General features: G+C 72.0%; 10 protein-coding genes. 7 read left to right on the top strand and 3 right to left on the bottom strand.

Translation table 11 applies throughout. The annotated features are described in order from the left end of the window. Positions 1-158: 158 nt before the first annotated feature. The 5 genes from QRX60_RS34805 to QRX60_RS34785 all read left to right on the top strand — a co-directional run bounded on the left by QRX60_RS34805 (position 159) and on the right by QRX60_RS34785 (position 9,949). Positions 159-389: a hypothetical protein gene (locus QRX60_RS34805; RefSeq protein ID WP_285995678.1), complete on the top strand. Its 231-nt coding sequence runs from the start codon at positions 159-161 to the stop codon at positions 387-389. Continuing rightward, entirely contained in the window at positions 302-2,371 is a 2,070-nt protein-coding gene (locus tag QRX60_RS34800; RefSeq protein ID WP_285995677.1) for a right-handed parallel beta-helix repeat-containing protein, read from the top strand. The genes QRX60_RS34805 and QRX60_RS34800 overlap by 88 nt, the downstream gene beginning before the upstream one ends. A 95-nt stretch (positions 2,372-2,466) precedes the next feature. Beyond that, on the top strand, positions 2,467-2,706 hold the full coding sequence (locus tag QRX60_RS34795) for a hypothetical protein (RefSeq protein ID WP_285995676.1): 240 nt from the start codon (positions 2,467-2,469) through the stop codon (positions 2,704-2,706). 274 nt (positions 2,707-2,980) lie between these two features. Continuing rightward, on the top strand, positions 2,981-8,452 hold the full coding sequence (locus QRX60_RS34790) for an ATP-binding protein (protein ID WP_285995675.1): 5,472 nt from the start codon (positions 2,981-2,983) through the stop codon (positions 8,450-8,452). Positions 8,453-8,629: 177 nt separating this feature from the next. Next, positions 8,630-9,949: a M14 family zinc carboxypeptidase gene (locus tag QRX60_RS34785; RefSeq protein ID WP_285995674.1), complete on the top strand. Its 1,320-nt coding sequence runs from the start codon at positions 8,630-8,632 to the stop codon at positions 9,947-9,949. 1 nt (position 9,950) lies between these two features. Here the strand turns inward: QRX60_RS34785 and QRX60_RS34780 are convergent, their stop codons facing one another. The 3 genes from QRX60_RS34780 to QRX60_RS34770 form a co-directional block, all read right to left on the bottom strand. Further along, positions 9,951-10,982 (bottom strand): class I SAM-dependent methyltransferase, encoded by a 1,032-nt coding sequence (locus tag QRX60_RS34780; RefSeq protein ID WP_285995673.1) that lies wholly within the window; start codon positions 10,980-10,982, stop codon positions 9,951-9,953. 117 nt (positions 10,983-11,099) lie between these two features. Further along, complete coding sequence (locus tag QRX60_RS34775; protein ID WP_285995672.1) at positions 11,100-12,269, bottom strand: PadR family transcriptional regulator; 1,170 nt, start codon at positions 12,267-12,269, stop codon at positions 11,100-11,102. A 100-nt stretch (positions 12,270-12,369) separates the two neighbouring features. Next, a complete protein-coding gene (locus QRX60_RS34770; RefSeq protein WP_285995671.1) occupies positions 12,370-13,272 on the bottom strand; it encodes a LysR family transcriptional regulator in 903 nt (300 codons plus the stop codon). A 70-nt stretch (positions 13,273-13,342) separates the two neighbouring features. Between QRX60_RS34770 and QRX60_RS34765 the strand changes: the two genes are divergently transcribed. Together QRX60_RS34765 and QRX60_RS34760 are read left to right on the top strand one after the other, a co-directional pair. Further along, entirely contained in the window at positions 13,343-14,317 is a 975-nt protein-coding gene (locus tag QRX60_RS34765; protein ID WP_285995670.1) for a YeiH family protein, read from the top strand. Between the two features lie 120 nt (positions 14,318-14,437). Continuing rightward, positions 14,438-15,934 carry a sialidase family protein gene (locus tag QRX60_RS34760; protein WP_285995669.1) on the top strand — a complete coding sequence of 499 codons (1,497 nt, stop codon included), beginning with the start codon at positions 14,438-14,440 and terminating at the stop codon, positions 15,932-15,934. Positions 15,935-16,628: the final 694 nt, after the last annotated feature.

The following is a 16,628-nucleotide window of genomic DNA, read 5'->3' as shown; positions in this document are numbered from 1 at the left end:
CCCGGCGCGCCGCACGCCTCGTGCGGAGCGCACCTCGGTCGCCGTACCACTCACCGACACATTCATCCGATGGCTACGGCCAATTCACCCACGTAGACCGCCTTTCTCTCTATTCGACGCCGTTGACATCTGATGTATGAGCTGCCAGCGTCAAAGTCATGCACATCGGACGGCTCGGCGCGGCCCTGGGCGTGGCACTCCTGGCGGGCGTCGCGCTCACCGCGCCGGCGGACGCGGCTCCCGGCCGGACCCTGGTCGTGGCCCCGGACGGGCACGGCACGGCCTGCGCGCAGCACCGGCCGTGCACCCTGGAAAGCGCTTCCCGGCTGCTGGCGCGCGAACACGGCTACGCGTCACCGTCCTCCTGCGCGGCGGCACCTACCGCCTGACCAGGACCCTCGACCTGCCGCCGACCGCCGCGAGGGTCGCGTTCCGCGCCGCTCCCGGTGAGACCCCGGTACTGACCGGTGCCCGCCGCGTCACCGGGTTCACGAAGACCGACGCGGCGCGTGGCATCTACACGGCACGCGTCCCCGCGGGCACCGGCACCCGGCAGCTGTTCGTCGACGGCGTCCGCGCCGAACGCGCCCGCACCGCGCTCGACCCCGCGACGTTCACCGTCACCGCGACCGGGTTCAGCACGCCGGACCCGTCGTTCGCCGCGCTGACGAACCAGACGGGCGTCGAGGTCGTCCAGGAGAACAAGTGGAAGCACCTGCGCTGCCCGCTGGCCTCGATCAGCCGTGACGGCACCGGATCCGCGCTCACCGTGCAGCCGGAGTGCTGGCGGAACAACAACACCGCCGTCGTCAACCGGCAGTTCCCCTTCAACGGCAACGGACTGCCCAAGCTCGACGGCGTCAGCTGGGTCGAGAACGCCTACGAACTGCTGACCAAGCCGGGCCAGTGGTACCTCGACCAGGCGGCCGGGCGCCTGTCCTACCTCCCGTTGCCGGGCCAGGACATGACGAAGGCCGACGTCGAGGTGCCGCTGCTCGAGACCCTCGTGAAAGCTTCGGGCACCCCCGGCCACCTCGCCCCGGCCGACGACGACACCGCGGCGTACCGCGGCGCCTGGACGACGTCCGCGAACCGCCAGGTCGGCGACTACCAGGACGGTGTGCACGCCACGAGCACCCCGGGCGCCTCGGTGAGCTACGCCTTCACCGGCACCGGGCTGGACGTGCTGGCCGAGACGGGCACCGGCCTGGGCGCGTTCACCGCGACCGTCGACGGACGCCCCGATCCCCGGCCGCACACCGAAGCGGGCGACGTCCGGCTGGCGCAACAGGTCGTCCACTCGCTCAAGGACCTGCCGAAGGGCCGGCACACCGTGACGCTGACCAGCGCGAGCGACCGGCCTTTCCTCGTCGACGCCTTCGTCGTCACGCCGGACGTGGTGGCGCCGGTCCGGGACCTGAGCTTCAGCGGCCTCACGTTCACCGGCACGACGTGGACGCTGCCGTCCCGCGACGGCTACGTCGACAACCAGGCCGGCGTCCAGTGGGCGGCCGCCGCGCCGCACGCGCCGATCCGCCCGCCCGCCGCACTGGAGATCCACCGCGGCCGCGGGATCTCCGTCAGCGGCAACACTTTTCGCGGGCTGGGCGGAGCCGGGCTCGCGCTCGCCGACGGCACCCAGGACGCCCGCGTCACCCGCAACCGCTTCGCCGACACCAGCGCGGGCGCGATCGCGTCCGGCGAGGTCGACGACTACTACCTCAGCGATCCGGCGCGGATGACCCTCGGCACGACGATCGCCGACAACACGATCACGACGCCGGGCCAGGACTACCACGACGCCGTCGGGATCTGGGCCGGGCACGGCCGCGCGACCACGATCGAGCACAACGAGATCGCCGACGCGCCGTATTCGGGCATCTCGCTCGGGTGGGGCTGGGGCTGGGCGTCCCCGTGCGAGCTGCAGGCCGAGCAGGGGTTGACCGTCTGCCGCCGCGGCACGATCTACTCCGGCGGCAACCGCATCCTGGGCAACGACATCCACGACGTGATGCGCACCCTGCTCGACGGCGGCCCCGTCTACACCCTCGGCGGGCAGGACAGCACCGTCGAATCGGTCACCGCGGGCAACTGGGTGCACGACGCCCCGCACAACAACAACATGCTCTACCACGACGAAGGAAGCTCGTACTGGAACACCTACGGCAACGTGGTGAGCAACCGGACCGGCCGCTGGACCGGCATGTGGACGCCGACCATCCACGACATCCGGATCCACGGCAACTTCACCGACAACACGGTGGTGAAGAACCTCGGCACGAACGTCGTCATCAGCGACACGACCGTCGTGACCGGCGGAAACTGGCCGGATGCGGCCGAATCCGTGATGCACGCGGCCGGTCCCCGCTGACTTTTCGGCCCGATCGGGTGTGAACCCGGGGTATCCGGGGCATCAACTGGCGACACCTGTGTTCACCGGGGAGTGCCGCAGCAAGGGAGACCGCGATGACCTTCGACTTCGTCAGCCGTTGGCTGGGCAGGCACCGCGACCGCCCCGGGATCACGCTGGACCTCTCCTGCGGCGGCCGGGTGACCCTGCGCGAGATCGACGGACGGCCGGTACTGGCGATCACGACGGCCCCGGGCCCGGACGGCCGGTGCGACGTCGCCGCCGTGCCGCTGTCGGAAGCCGAACGCCGGGAGCTGGGCCAGGTGCTGGAGTCGGACGTCCTCCTGGCCTCCTGACCGACCCCTTATCTCCGCGTCACCGGATGTTTCCCTATCCGTTCCCGCCGTAAGCTGCGCACCGTGCTTTGTGGCAGTCCTCGCGAGAAATCCGGCCCCCGCGGTGTGGCGCGGGTCGCTTTTTGTGGGGTTCCCACAAAGCAGCCGCCTCGGCACGCGCCATGGCGGACATTGGTCTACCCGGCGGTAATCCAGCAGGGTGTAGACAGGTGCAGGCGACGCCCCAGGACAGGTGCGTCGCCTTCTGTGCGTGGGTACTTGGGAGGCTCAGCCGGTGTTCAATCGTGTCGCCATCGTCAACCGCGGAGAGGCCGCGATGCGGCTCATCCACGCCGTCCGGGATCTGTCGGCGGAAACCGGCACGAAGATCGAGACGGTCGCCCTCTACACCGACGCGGATCGCACCGCCACCTTCGTCCGTGAGGCCGACCTGGCCTACGACCTCGGCCCGGCCTCGGCCCGCCCGTACCTCGACCTGGCCAAGCTCGAGCAGGCCCTCGTCGAGACGAAGGCCGACGCAGCGTGGGTCGGCTGGGGCTTCGTCGCCGAGGACCCGGCCTTCGCCGAGCTGTGCGAGAAGGTCGGCGTCACCTTCGTCGGGCCGAGCGCCGACGCGATGCGCAAGCTCGGTGACAAGATCGGCGCGAAGCTGATCGCCGAAGAGGTCGGCGTCCCGGTCGCGCCGTGGAGCCGCGGCGAGGTCGCGACCCTCGAAGACGCGCTGAAGGCCGGCGACCGGATCGGCTACCCGCTGATGCTCAAGGCCACCGCGGGCGGCGGCGGGCGCGGCATCCGCATGGTCGCCTCCGGCGAAGACCTCGCCGACGCCTACGAGCGCACCAGCCAGGAAGCCCTGCGCGCGTTCGGCTCCGGCGTCGTGTTCCTCGAGCGCCTGGTCACCGGCGCCCGCCACGTCGAGGTCCAGGTGATCTCCGACGGCGCGACGGCGTGGGCGCTCGGCGTCCGCGACTGCTCGGTGCAGCGGCGCAACCAGAAGATCATCGAGGAGTCGGCCTCCTCCGTCCTCGCCCCGGAGCAGACCGCCGAGCTGAAGACGTCGGCCGAGCGGCTCGCGGTCGCCGTCGGCTACCGCGGCGCGTGCACCGTCGAGTTCCTGTACCACCCCGGTGAGAAGCTGTTCGCCTTCCTCGAGGTCAACACCCGCCTGCAGGTCGAGCACCCGATCACCGAAATCACCACCGGCACCGACCTGGTCAAGCTGCAGCTGCACGTCGCGGGCGGCGGCAAGCTCGAAGGCGACCAGCCCGCCGAGCTCGGCCACGCCGTCGAAGCCCGGCTCAACGCCGAGGACCCCGACCGCGACTTCGCCCCCTCCCCCGGCCGCATCGCGCGGCTGGCGCTGCCCGCCGGGCCCGGCATCCGCGTCGACACCGGCGTCAGCGAAGGCGACACCATCCCCGCCGACTTCGACTCGATGATCGCCAAGATCATCGCCTACGGCCGCGACCGCGACGAGGCGCTCGGCCGCCTGCGCCGCGCGATGGCCGAGACCACCGTCATCATCGAGGGCGGCGCGACCAACAAGAGCTTCGTGCTCGAGCTGCTCGACCAGCCCGAGGTGATCGACGCGAGCGCCGACACCGGCTGGATCGACCGCGTCCGCGCCGAAGGCCGCCTGGTCACCCACCGGCACTCCGCGGTCGCGCTCGCCGCGGCCGCCATCGAGGCCTACCAGGACGAGGAAGAGGTCTCCGTCCAGCGGCTGCTGTCCACCGCGCACGGCGGCCGCCCGCAGGTCCAGCACGAGAGCGGGCGCCCGCTCGACCTCAAGCTCCGCGGCGTCGGCTACCGCGTCAGCGTGGCCCGCGTCGGGCGGCAGCGCTTCCGCATCGGGATCTCGGCCGGGACGTCGGACGTGCACCACGCCGACGTCGAGATCGACCGCTTCGACGCCCACAGCGGCCAGATCCGGATCAACGGGCAGCGGTTCCGCCTGGTGGCGGCCACGCACGGCCCGATCCACCTCGTCGAGGTCGACGGCGTCACCCACCGCGTCAGCCGCGACGAAGGCGGCGTCGTCCGCTCCCCCGCGCCCGCGCTGGTGGTCGCGACACCGCTGTCGGTCGGCGACGAGGTCGAGGCGAACGCGCCGATCCTCGTGCTGGAGAGCATGAAGATGGAGACGGTGCTGCGCGCGCCGTTCCGCGCCCGCGTCCGCGAGTGCCCGGTGTCGGTCGGCAGCCAGGTCGAGACCGGCGCGCCGCTGATGCGCCTGGAGCCCCTGTCCGACGGCGCCGAGGCCGAGGCGGCCGAAGAGACCGAGACCGTCGAGATCGAGCTGCCGCCGGTGCCGGACGGCGTGTCCGCGGCCGACCGCGTCGAGCGGGGTCTCCAGGACCTGCGCAGCCTGCTGCTCGGCTTCGACGTCGACCCGTCGGAGCGCAAGCGCGTCCTCTCGGCCTACGTCGCCGCGCGGGCCGAGCTGGGCGGCCGGCCGGTCGAAGGCGAGCTGGAGCTGCTCACCGTCTTCGCCGACCTGTCCGAGCTGAGCCGCAACACCCCGGGCGGCGAGCTCGACGCCGAGCCGAACGGCGCGGTGCACAGCCCGCGCGAGTTCTTCCACAGCTACCTGCAGAGCCTCGACGTCGAGCGCGCCGGCGTCACCGAAGGCTTCCAGGCCAAGCTGACCAAGGTGCTCGGCCACTACGGCGTCGCCGACCTGGAGCGCACCCCGGAGCTGGAGTCCGCGGTCTTCCGGATCTTCCTGGCGCAGCAGCGGACTTCGGCCGACGTCGCCGTCGTCTCGGAGCTGCTGCGACAGTGGCTGGCCGGGGCGCCGCCGGCGGAGTCGCTGAGCGACCGCGCCGGGCTGACCCTGGAGCACCTGGTCGAAGCCACGCAGGTGCGCTTCCCCGCGGTGTCCGACCTCGCCCGCGGCGTGGTGTTCCGCTGGTTCGCCCAGCCGCTGCTGCGCCGCAACCGCGCCGAGGTGTACGCCGCCGTCCGCACCGAGCTGCGGTACCTCGACCAGCACCCGGACGCGGCCGACCGCGCCGAGCGGATCCAGGCCATGATCACCGGCTCGCAGCCGCTCGTCCGGCTGATCGGGCAGCGGATCGGCCGGCCCGGCCGCGACCACGCGCCGCTGCTGGAAGTGCTGACCCGCCGCTACTACGGCAACCGCAGGCTGGCGGGCGTCGCCGTGCGCGACGTCGCCGGCTGCCGGCTGCTGACCGCCGAGCTGGACACCCCGGACGGCGTGCTGCCGCTGGTCACCACCGCCGTCGACATCGCCGCACTGCCGGACGCCGTCCGCGCGATCGGCGAGGTGGCCACCGAAGGCGTCGTCGCCGACGTCTACCTGCGCTGGGAGGACCAGCCGGACGTCGACGCGACCGCCGAACGGCTCGGCGCGCTGCTGGCCGAGCACCCGCTGCCGGCGAGCGTGCAGCACGTCGTGCTGACCGTGGCCGGCACCGGCGGCGCGGTGATGCACCACCACTTCACCTTCCGGCGCGACGGCGCGGGCTTCACCGAGGACCGGCTGATCCGCGGCCTGCACCCGCAGATCGCGCAGCGGCTGCAGCTGCAGCGGCTGCACGAGTTCGACCTCACCCGGCTGCCGTCGGCGGACGAGGAGATCTACCTCTTCAAGGCCGTCGCGAAGAGCAACCCGGCCGACGAGCGGCTGATCGCGATGGGCCAGGTCCGCGACCTGACCCCGCTGCGCGAAGCCGACGGCCGGCTGGTCGCCCTGCCCGCGCTCGAGGACGCGGTCACCGCCTGCCTCGACGCGATCCGCAACATCCAGGCGCAGCGGCCGCAGAACAAGCGGTTCGACACCAACCGGATCATGATGTACGTCTGGCCGCAGACGGAGCTGACCACCGACGAGCTGAACACGCTCGTCCAGCGCATCCTGCCGACGTCGGTGGGCGCCGGGCTGGAGGAGGTCCAGTTCCTGGCCCGCCGGCGCACCGACGCGGGCAAGCTGGCCGAGCTGGCCGTCCGGATCACGTTCGACCCGGGCCACGGCGCGCGGCTGCACGTCGGGCCGGCCTCGACCGAACCCGTCAAGCCGCTCGACGACTACCGGCTGAAGGTGCTGCGCGCGGCGCGGCGCGGCAACATCTACCCGTACGAGCTCACCGGCCTGCTCGCCGGGCCGGCAGGCACGTTCGCCGAGCACGACCTGGACGAGGCCGGCGCGCTGGTACCGGTCGACCGGCCGAAGGGCAAGAACACCGCGGCGATCGTCGCGGGCGTCGTGACGACCCCGACCGAGCGGCACCCCGAGGGCGTCACCCGCGTCGTGCTGCTCGGCGACCCGACCAAGTCCCTCGGGGCGTTGTCGGAGCCGGAGTGCTCCCGCGTCATCGCGGCGCTCGACCTGGCCGAGCGGATGCAGGTGCCGCTCGAGTGGTTCGCGCTGTCGTCGGGCGCGCGGATCTCGATGTCCTCGGGCACCGAGAACATGGACTGGGTCGCCGCGGCGCTCAAGCGGATCGTCACGTTCACCCAGGACGGCGGCGAGATCAACATCGTCGTCAACGGCATCAACGTCGGCGCCCAGCCGTACTGGAACGCCGAAGCCACGATGCTCATGCACACCAAGGGCGTTCTCGTGATGACGCCGGACTCGGCGATGGTGCTCACCGGCAAGCAGGCGCTCGACTTCTCCGGTGGCGTGTCGGCCGAGGACAACTTCGGCATCGGCGGCTACGACCGCGTCATGGGCCCGAACGGCCAGGCACAGTACTGGGCGCCGAACCTGCCCGCCGCCCGCGAAGTGCTGATGTCGCACTACGACCACACCTACGTCGTCCCGGGCGAGGCCGGGCCGCGGAAGGTGGGCACGAACGACCCGGTCGACCGCGACGTCTCGGCGTTCCCGCACGCGATCGTCGGCAGCGACTTCACGACAGTCGGACAGATCTTCTCGGCCGAGCACAACCCGGACCGCAAGAAGCCGTTCGACATCCGCACGGTGATGCGCGCGCTGTCGGACCAGGACCACCCGGTGCTGGAGCGCTGGGCGGGCATGGCCGACGCCGAGACGTCCGCGGTGCAGGACGTGCACATCGGCGGCCGCCCGGTCTGCCTGGTCGGCATCGAGTCGCGTTCGGTGCCGCGCCGCGGCTTCCCGCCCACCGACGGGCCGGACACCTACACGGCGGGGACGCTGTTCCCGCGGTCGTCGAAGAAGACGGCACGGGCGATCAACGCGGCGTCGGGCAACCGGCCGCTGGTCGTGCTGGCGAACCTCTCCGGGTTCGACGGCTCGCCGGAGTCGCTGCGGAAGCTGCAGCTGGAGTACGGCGCGGAGATCGGCCGGGCGATCGTCAACTTCGAGGGCCCGATCGTGTTCTGCGTGATTTCGCGCTACCACGGCGGCGCGTTCGTGGTGTTCTCCAAGGCCCTCAACCCGAACATGACGGTGCTGGCCCTGGAGGGTTCGTTCGCCTCGGTGCTGGGCGGCGCCCCGGCGGCGGCGGTCGTGTTCGCCGGCGATGTGAACAACCGCACGGCGAACGACCCGCGGGTGACCGAGCTGCAGGCCCGGGTCGCGGCGGCGAGCGGCGCGGCCCGCGCCACGCTCAACGCCCAGCTGGCGGAGCTCCAGTCGTCGGTGCGCGCGGAGAAGGTCAGCGAGGTGGCGGCGGAGTTCGACCGGGTGCACAGCATCCAGCGCGCGGTGGAGGTCGGCTCGGTGGACGCGATCATCAGCGCGGCCGAGCTGCGGCCGCGCATCATCGAGGCCATCGAGCACGGCCTGAAGCGCTAGCGGCGATCGGCGGAGGGCGGCACTTTCCCAGGAAGGTGCCGCCCTTGCCGTTGGACGGGTTCGCGACTTTCGGGGGTATGGCGGGTTTGTCCCGGACCGACACACTGTGCGTGCCGGTCCGGTGACCGAGAGCCCGGGCCGGAACCCCCATCCACGCGGCCGTGAGGAGCTCACCCGATGGCGTCAAGGTCCCTGTCCCGGCTCGCACTGGCGGCGACCGGTGTCGTGCTGTCCGCGCTGCTCGGCGGCACCGCGGCCGCACAGCCCGCCGACACTCCCGTGTTCTGGCGTGTCCCGGCCACCGCCGCCCAGGCACAGGCCCTGGCCGCGGCCGGGTTCGACGTCGAGGAAGGGGACGCCGGCGCCGCCTACGTCGTCGGCGGCCAGGCCGTCGCGAACCGGCTGCTTGCCCTGGGCTACCGCCCCTCGTTCTTCGACACCGTCTACAAGGAACTCCCCGCGCAGGCGAACTCCCTGGCGGCCGACACCTTCTACGGCGGGTACCGCACCGTCACGGCGCACGAGAACCACCTCACCGCCGTCGCCGCCGCGCACCCCGACCTGGCCACGAAGTACACGATCGGCCAGTCGTGGAAGAAGACCCAGGGCCAGGGCGGTCACGACGTCCAGGCCATCTGCCTCACCAAGAAGCAGGCCGGCGACTGCACGCTCTCGACGGCGTCGCCGAAGCCGAAGCTCTTCCTGATGGCCCAGATCCACGCGCGCGAGCTGTCGACCGGGGAGCTCGCCTGGCGCTGGATCGACTACCTCGCCGACGGCTACGCCACCGACGCCACCGCGAAGTCCATTTTGGACACCACCGAGGTGTGGGTGGTGCCGATCGCCAACCCGGACGGCGTCGACATCGTCGCCTCGGGCGGCAACTCGCCGAAGCTGCAGCGCAAGAACGCCGACAACACCCGCGGCGGCTGCACCGGCACGAACATCGGCATCGACCTCAACCGCAACTCGACGTTCAAGTGGGGCGGTGACTCCAACTCCCCCTGCGCCGAGACCTACCAGGGCGCGAGCGCCGGCTCCGAACCCGAGACGCAGGCGCTGGAGAAGCTGGCCCGCGCGATCTTCCCGGACCAGCGCGGCACCGGGAACAACGACCCGGCGCCGTCGACCGCCAAGGGCACGATGATCACGCTGCACAGCTACGGCAACGACATCATCATCCCCTGGGGCTTCACGCAGGCCACCTCCCCGAACGACGCGCAGTACCGCAAGCTCGGCGCGAAGTACGCGGCGTCCAACGGCTACCTGGTCGGCACCAACGAGGAGACCGTCGGCTACGACACGAGCGGCACCACCGACGACTTCACCTACGGCGAACTGGGCGTCGCCAGCGTGACGTTCGAAGTCGGCGGCTCGAGCGGCACCTGCGGCGGCTTCCTGCCCCGCTACACCTGCGTCGACAGCACGTTCTGGCCGAAGAACAAGGGCGCGTTCATCACGGCGGCGAAGGCCGCGGCGGCGCCGTACCAGCAGTGACTCACGGCCGGCAGGCGTAGATGCAGTTCTGCGGACGCGGGGACCCGAGCACGTCGACGTGCCCGAACCCCGCGTCCGCGAGCATTTCCCGTGCCGTTTCGGTGCCCCACATGGCGCCGAGCGCGGCGCCGCCCTCGGCCAGCGACGTCGTCGTGCAGTACATCAGGCTGATCGAGTAGCAGAGCGCCGCCAGCGGGTTGCCGACGTTCTTCGCCACGTGGCTGGAGAAGTTGGTGTCCACCATGAAGAACAGGCTGTCTTCGTGCAGCGCTTCGCGGATCCGGCGCAGCACGACGTCCGGGCGGTCCTGGTCGTGGATCGCGTCGAACGCCGTGATCACGTCGTAGGGCGGGTCGGCGGTCAGCTCGGCGGCGTCCCCGACGACGAATTCGGCGTTCGGCAGCCCGATCTCCTTTGCCTGCTCGACGACGCCGGGGTTGATGTCGAGGCCGGTGAACCGCGACGCGGGGAACGCGCGGGCGGCGACGGCGATGGCGTTCCCGGTGCCGCAGCCGAGGTCGAGCACGCGCGCCCCGGCTGTCAGCCGCTCCTTCAGGCCGGGGACCGCGCCGAAGAAGCCGTCCACGAGGTGTTCGCGGTAGACGTGCTTCCAGCTGTCGCCGGTCTTCGCGCCGAGAGTTTCGAGGTGGGGCCCGTACGCCGACCTCGGGACGCCGCCGCCTTCGGCGAACGCGCGTTCCAGGTCGGGGAGGATGCCGGTGAACGCGGACAGCGTCAGCAAGGACGGCATGAGGTTCGACGCCGTCTCGCCGAGCAGGAACTTCGCGTGCTCGGGTGGGAAGGCGTACTGCCCTGCTTCGAGGGTGAAGATGCCACCGGTGACCATCGCCCCGAGCCATTCGCGGACGTACCGCTCCTGAAGCCCCGCGCGTCCGGCGAGTTCGCCGCTGGTGGCCGGCCCGCGCGCCGCCGCCTCGAAGAGCCCGGTGCGATGACCGACGCCGATCAGCATGGTGAGCGCGCTGCCGGTCATCGTCGCGGTGAGGTGCGCCGCGAAGTCCTTTTCCTCCATGCAATCCGACCCTACCCGGCCCCTCGTCGCCCGAACCGCCGTTTGCCGTGAAGGCCTCCTTCCCGGCTCTTATGGCCGGGAAGGAGGCCTTCACGGCTTTCACGGCCGTGTGGAGCGTCAGGCGTCCTCGTCCTCCAGGCCGGCGTCGGCCAGCACCGCGTAGACGCGGCGGCGGGCGTCGGCGAGGATCTTCTTCACCTCGGCCACCTGGGCTTCCGTTCCGCTGTAGCCGACCTGGGCGGCCGCGCCGGACAGCTCCCCCAGCGCGTGCCACAGCTCGGCGAAGCGGTCGGCGCCGGGCTCTTCCTCGGGCTCGGCCCACAGGGCGGCGAACTCCGCCTCCCGCCCGGCGACGTGCTCGCGGCCGGCGTCGGTGAGCTCGGCGACGCGGCGGCCACCGGTCTCGGCCGTGTGGACCAGGCCCTCGTCCTCCAGCTGCTGCAGGATCGGGTAGACGGAGCCGGGGCTCGGCCGCCATCGGTCGTTCGTGCGGCGCCGGATCTCCTGCATCAGCTGGTAGCCGTGCATCGGCTGCTCGGCGAGCAGCGCCAGCACGGCCGGCCGCACCGGCCGGGCCGGCGCGCGCCCGCCGCCCCGGAACTCCCGCACCCGCTGGAACGGCCCGGCGCCGCCGAACCAGCCACCGTGACCGCCGAAGGAACCGGGGCCACCGGGGAAGCCGGGAAACCCGGGCCCACCCGGCGCTCCCGGCGGTTGGGGTGGGTGCGGCGGGTGGGGCGGGAACCCGCCGCGCGCCAGCTCGGGGCCGGCGTCCCAGTCCTCGTGACCGGGGATGCCGTGGCCGTGCTCGGGGTGGCCGAAGCCGCCGTGGTCCGGGGGCCCGGAGTGACCCGGCAGGCCGTGACCCGGATCCGGGTGCCCGAAGCCGCCGTGGTCCAGCGGTCCGAAGTGACCCGGCAGACCGTGACCCAGGTCCGGGTGGCCGAGGCCGCCGGGACCGTGACCGAAGTGGCCGTGGCCCGGGTGCGCCGGATGGTCCTCGCCGGGACCAGGGTGGCCGTGGCCGAGATCCGGGTGCCCCGGGCCGCCGGGCTCCTCCCCGTGGTCCGCGACGCCGTGGCCGCCCGGCTCTTCCCCGGGGCCGGGACGGCCGTGCCCGTGCGCCGGATGGCCGCGGCCACCCGGCCCTTCCGCGTGGTCCGGCCGGGCCGGCCCCGGGTGCCCGAAACCGCCGTGGACGTGGTGACCGGCCACCCCGGGCCCGTGGCCACCGAAGCCGCCCCCGAAGCCGCCGAACATGCGTCCTGCTCCCGCGCTCATCTCCATGACTGTCTCCTCCACTCGCCGTATCGCCGACACTACGACGATATATCGCCGTTGGATCGACGGCAACCCGCAGGAGACCCGCCCCAAGCCGGACCGGCCCTCAAGCCGCCCCGGACTTGACCGCCAGCGTCAGCAGCTCCGCCGCCGGGCCCGTCAAGCGACGGCCCGCCGGCCACACCGCCCGCAGCACCCGGCCGAGCTCGACCCCGGCCACCGCGACCGGGACCAGCCGCCGGCCCGCGACCTCGCGCACCACGTCCAGCTCGCTGATCACCGCCGGCCCGGCGCCGGCGATCACCGCGTTCCGCACCGCGGACGCCGATCCCAGCTCCAGCAACGGCGTCACCGCCCCCACCCCGGCCCGGCGCAACGCCGCCTCGACCGTTTCGCGCGTCCCCGAGCCCGGCTCCCGCACCACCAGCGGCGTCGCCGCCAGCTCGGCAGCCGTGAGCGGACGCCGCCGGCGCGCCCACGGGTGCCCGGCCGGGACCACCACGACGAGCCGGTCCGACGCGACCCGCCGCGTGGACAGGCCCGGCCACGGCCCCGGCGACTCGACGAAGCCGAGGTCCACCCGGCCGCCCGTGACCAGGTCGGCGACGTGCCCGGAGTTCACCACCTCGAGCCCGACGTAGGTGTCCGGCCCGGTCCGCTTCACCTCGCCGATCCACGCGGGCACGAAGTGCTCGGCCAGCGTCATGCTCGCCGCGACCCGCAGCTTCGCGCCGCGCTGGGTCCGCAGCGCCTCCGCGCCCGTGCGCAGTCCGTCCACTTCGGCCAGCACGCGGTGCGCCCAGCCGGCGATCACCCGGCCGTCCGGGGTCAGCGCCGAGCCGCGGCGGGTCCGGTCCACCAGGGAAAGTCCCAGCTGTCGCTCCAAAGTGGACAGCCGTTTGCTCGCCGATGGCTGGGCGATGCCGAGCGCCCCGGCCGCCTGGCCGATGCTGCCGAGGTCGTCGACGAGCACCAGCAGGCGCAGCGAGTCGAGATCAGGTCCACTCATAGCCTCAGTCTATGACCTCCCAGCGGACCGGCGGCTACCGCGGACACACGGACCCGGCGACGCTGGAGGCATGGCACTCACGTCGGCGAAACCGCTCCTCCCCGGCCTCGCGATCACCGCGGCCGGCGTCGCCGCGGCGTACGCGCTCAGTTCGGTTTGGCCGGTCGCGGGCGCCCTGACCGTCGCCGTGGTGCTCGGCATCGTCGTCGGGAGCACGCCGGCGCTCACCGACGAGCACCGGACGGCCATCGCCCGGATCACGAAACGCCTGCTGCGCGCGGGCGTCGTCCTGCTCGGCCTGCAGCTCGCGCTTCCCACGGTGCTCGCGCTCGGCCCCGGCACGCTCGCCGCCGTGGTGCTGACGGTCGCGGTCACCTTCCTCGGCACGCTCGGCCTCGGCCGGCTGGTCCGCGTGCCGCGCAGCCTCGCCCTGCTGGTCGCCACCGGGTTTTCGATCTGCGGAGCCTCGGCGATCGCGGCGATGGAAGGCGTGGTCGACCGCGAAGACGAAGACGTCGCGACGGCCGTCGCCCTCGTCACCTGCTACGGCAGCCTCGCCCTCGGCGCGCTCCCCCTGCTCGCCCACGCGCTCGGGCTGGACGCGACCAGGACCGGCACCTGGGCCGGGATCTCGGTGCACGAGGTCGCGCAGGTCGTTGCGGCCGCCGGACCCGCGGGCGCCGCCGCGGTCGCGGTCGCGATCACGGTGAAGCTGAGCCGCGTCGTCCTGCTCGCGCCGGTGGTCGCGCTCGTCGGCGCCGCCGAACGCACCCGCCGCGGCGGGCACGCGCCCCTCGTCCCGCTGTTCGTCCTCGGGTTCCTGGCCATGGTCGCGGTTCGCACCACGGGGCTCGTCCCGGCGTTCGCGCTCGACGTCGCGAAGACCGCGTCGACGCTCCTGCTCGCCGGCGCGCTGTTCGGGCTCGGCTGCGGCGTCCGGCTCGGCCCGCTGCTGCGCGGCGGCGGCCGGGCGCTGCTCCTGGGTTTCCTGTCCACGCTTCTGGTGCTGGCGACCGGCTTCGGCACCCTGGCTGCGTTCACCTGAAATTTCCCTTCCGGCAAGGTATAGGTCGTTATACGCCGGGTTGTACGGGTCTTGTACGGGCCGCGTCGACGCTACCGCCGAGACGTAGGACGTAGAACGAATCCGTAGGGAGCTTTCACCGTGAAGATCACCCGACTCGCCCAGGGCCTGCTGGCCGGGCTGCTGGGGTGCGCCGCCGTCGCCGTCCCGGCGGCCGTCGGCGCCTCCGTGGCGTCGGCCGACGTGGCCAGCACGCTGGTGTTCAACAAAAACACCGAGGGACACGACTGTTACCGCATCCCCACCATCGTCAAGGCGAACAACGGCGACCTGCTGGCCTTCGCCGAGGGCCGCAACGGCGGCGCCAGCACGTGCGCCGACCTCGGCGAGATCGATCTCGTGATGAAGCGCTCGACCGACGGCGGCAAGACGTGGAGCGCGCTGGCCACCGTCATCAAGGCGAACGGCGACACGAAGGGCAACCCGGCGCCGATCGTCATCCCGGGCAGCAACCGGATCGTGCTGCTGTCGACGATGCAGTGCTACACCAACCCGTCCTGCGGCCGCATCCCGCGCGTGTCCATCAGCGAGGACAACGGCAAGACGTGGGGTGCGCCGCGGGTGCTGACGACCGAACTCGGGTTCGCAAGCGCGCCCGGCTGGCTGGCCACCGGGCCGTCGCACGGGATCGTGCTGACGCGCGGCGCGCATGCCGGGCGAATCGTCGCGGGGATGAGCTACACGATCAGCGGCAAGAACACCGGTTCCCTGGTCTACAGCGACGACCAGGGCGCGACTTGGCACCGCGGGGCGACCGACACGTCCACGTCGGACCTGATGAACCCGCAGGAGATCAGCGTCACCGAGCTGAAGGACGGTCGGATCTACGCCGCGGCGCGCAACGACGCGAACAGCGACAACAAGTGCGTTTCGGACGGCACGCACAACCGCGCCTTCGCGATCAGCTCCGACGGCGGTGCGACCTTCAGCTCGAAGTTCGCCTTCGCCACCGACCTCGTCACGCCGACCGTCGAAGGCTCGACGGCGCGGATGAGCGCCACCGACACCGGGGGCAAGTACAACCGGATCGTGTTCGCCGCACCGTCCACTTGCGACCGTCGCAAGGAGCTGCGGATCCACTCGTCCTTCGACGAAGGCGCCAACTGGACGGGCACCGCGGACAGCCTGCTCGTGTGGGGCCAGGACGCGGCCTACTCGGACATGGTGCAGCTGTCGCAGTCGTCGGTCGGCGTGCTGTTCGAAGCGGGGCCGGAGTACCACGCCAACGACACGATCCGCTACGCCACGGTCACCGACACCGCGCTCGGCGCTCCGGCCTGCGGCGGCGGGTACGGCGTGATCGACCAGGCATCGCTCGGCACGGCGGGCACGGTCTACCTGTCGTACAACGCTTCGAACGGCCAGAACTGCGTCAGCACGATGAAGAACGACGCGGCCGGGACGGCCACGGCGACGTCGGCCTTCCTGGAGGTCAAGGGATCCTCGCGGATCACCGACTCGGGGTCGTTCTCGTACTTCGCGGGCCCGGTCGAGGCAGCGGCGGCGGACAAGTGCGTCCAGTGGGGCGGCACCGCGGGCGGCCAGACGTACACGAGCGCATTCGAACACTGCGGCTGACAGTGTCGGGGCGGCCGGGCCGGATCTTCGGCCCGGCATCCCTCGGCGGTTGAGTGGCTCTCGACCCCGACCTGGTCGGCGGCTGCGTCGTCGGGATCGGCAGCTACCGCCGCAAGGCTTCCGCGAGATCCCTGGTCTGCTGGAGCTGACTGCAGCTGAGGCGCCGCACCTCCCAGATGAGCTCAGCCACGCCGGCAACGGTCGGCCTCGTCGGGGGCGCGTCCGGCATCGGGACGCTGGTCACCACGGCCAGGTCCCCGGCAGGCACATCGAGAACAGCGCAGAAGTCGCCGAACAGCTCAGCGGTACTGTAGCAAGTATCACCATTGTCATCCCTCGTCACCGGAAGAATTTCGGATTCGGCATAGGGAATGTTCTCGCCGCGCTCACGCAAGTAGTTCAGAGCCCAAGCAGCCCGCTCAACCTGATGTTCCAAGCGGATCGCGTCGGCCGACGCCCAAGGCTGGAAACGTGAAGGAACTCGTCGAACACTCCCGCCCCGTACCGCTCGACCAGCCACCTGTAGCCACTCGGGAGGGTCACTCCCATCCGTTCATGCACCGCCGACCAGTCTGGCGCCTCCACTTGGTCCCGCCGCGGTGGCGGAACCACCTGCGCAAGAAGTTCTTCACTCGCCACGGCCGACCTCCGCCTCGATCCGCCCCTCGATCCCAAAGCCCGCCCAGAGACCCAA

The sequence above is a fragment of the Amycolatopsis mongoliensis genome (genome assembly GCF_030285665.1).
Taxonomy (GTDB): Bacteria; Actinomycetota; Actinomycetes; order Mycobacteriales; family Pseudonocardiaceae; genus Amycolatopsis; species Amycolatopsis mongoliensis.
Note: the sequence above shows the minus strand (reverse complement) of the source record. Positions and strands in the feature narration are given on the sequence as shown.